This is a genomic window from Thalassospira tepidiphila MCCC 1A03514, assembly GCF_001662875.1.
In the GTDB taxonomy this organism is placed as follows: domain Bacteria; phylum Pseudomonadota; class Alphaproteobacteria; order Rhodospirillales; family Thalassospiraceae; genus Thalassospira; species Thalassospira tepidiphila.
The window spans coordinates 1-1242 of record NZ_JPVZ01000023.1 but is presented as its reverse complement, the minus strand read 5'-3'; the positions used below and the strand labels follow the sequence as shown (position 1 = coordinate 1242).

At 52.7% G+C, this 1242-nt stretch carries 1 protein-coding gene; it reads right to left on the bottom strand.

The genetic code is table 11. From position 1 onward, the window contains the following. Positions 1–227 precede the first annotated feature (227 nt). Entirely contained in the window at positions 228–1169 is a 942-nt protein-coding gene (locus TH4_RS20395; protein ID WP_064782570.1) for an IS5 family transposase, read from the bottom strand. Positions 1170–1242: the final 73 nt, after the last annotated feature.

Below are 1242 nucleotides of genomic sequence, written 5' to 3'. Positions count from 1 at the left end.
ATCGGGTAACTAGCAATAGGCATGCTGTGCATGCTTCGAGAATGAAAAGTTGCGATACATATACGTTAGATGAAGTACGGGAGCTAGGGAAGGTCTGAATAACTCGCTTTTTTCGCCTTTACGATGATCAACAGGCTTCTGCCATCAAATTCAGGCCACAATTCACTCTTGAGTGTTCATTTTTTCGCCTGATTGCCGCACTTTAGCGGCAATCAGGCGCACTGCCCCTAGGGCAGAAGCACCCGTTTCACCCTCAACAGGTTGTGCAGCCCCGCCAGGAGATAGAGCCGGTTGGTATTTTTCGCCAGACCCCGGTAGCGAACCTTGCTGTAACCGAACATGCCTTTGATCACTCGGAAGGGATGTTCCACTTTGGCACGTACGCTGGCTTTGATGGTTTCGCATTCCAGCGCAACCTTCGACATCGTGGAGCGCTTACCAGGACGCTCAGCGATAAACCAATCCACTTTACGGTTCTTGTGCTCTTCGCGTTTCTCGATACCGCAATAACCCGCGTCTCCCCAGACACGTTTCTCTTTACCATGCAAAAGCTGGTCTGATGCCGTCAGGTCATGCTCATTCGCGGCGGTAGTGGCAAGGCTATGAATCAGACCCACCGTGTCATCGACGCCAATATGGCACTTCATGCCAAAGTGCCATTGATTGCCTTTCTTGGTCTGGTGCATCTCCGGATCACGGGCCTTACCTTTGTTCTTCGTCGAGCTGGGCGCTTCGATAATCGTCGCATCAACGATGCTGCCTTCCCGAACCATCAGGCCATGTCGTGCCAACTGACGGTTGATCTTCTTGAACAGCTTCTTGCCAAGAGTGTGCTGCTCCAGCAGGTGCCGGAAGTTCAGGATCGTTGTCTCATCAGGAACCCGAGAGAGCCGAATCCCTGCGAAACGGCGCATAGACTCGATCTCATACAAGGCATCTTCCATCGCCGGATCACTCAGGTTGTAGATGATCTGCATGACATGAATGCGCAGCATGCTGGAGAGCGGATACGGCGGCCGGCCAGTGCTACCGGAGGCGTAATAGACCGCAATCGTGGACTCCAGCGCCTTCCAGGGTAGCAACTGATCCAACTTCTCAAGGAACACTTCCCGCCGGGTCTTGCGCTTCTTGTGTTCGTATTCGGCTTCGGCAAAAGTCAGCTGGCTCATGGCATTCCCGGAAAGTGGCTGATAGAAAGCCCTGATTATGGCAAAGTCGGGGAGTTTTTCAGAGGTTCCTTAA

Bases quoted from the DNA above. Each gene is read 5' to 3' on its own strand.
- TH4_RS20395 (WP_064782570.1), bottom strand. From the start codon at position 1,169: ATGAGCCAGCTGACTTTTGCCGAAGCCGAATACGAACACAAGAAGCGC.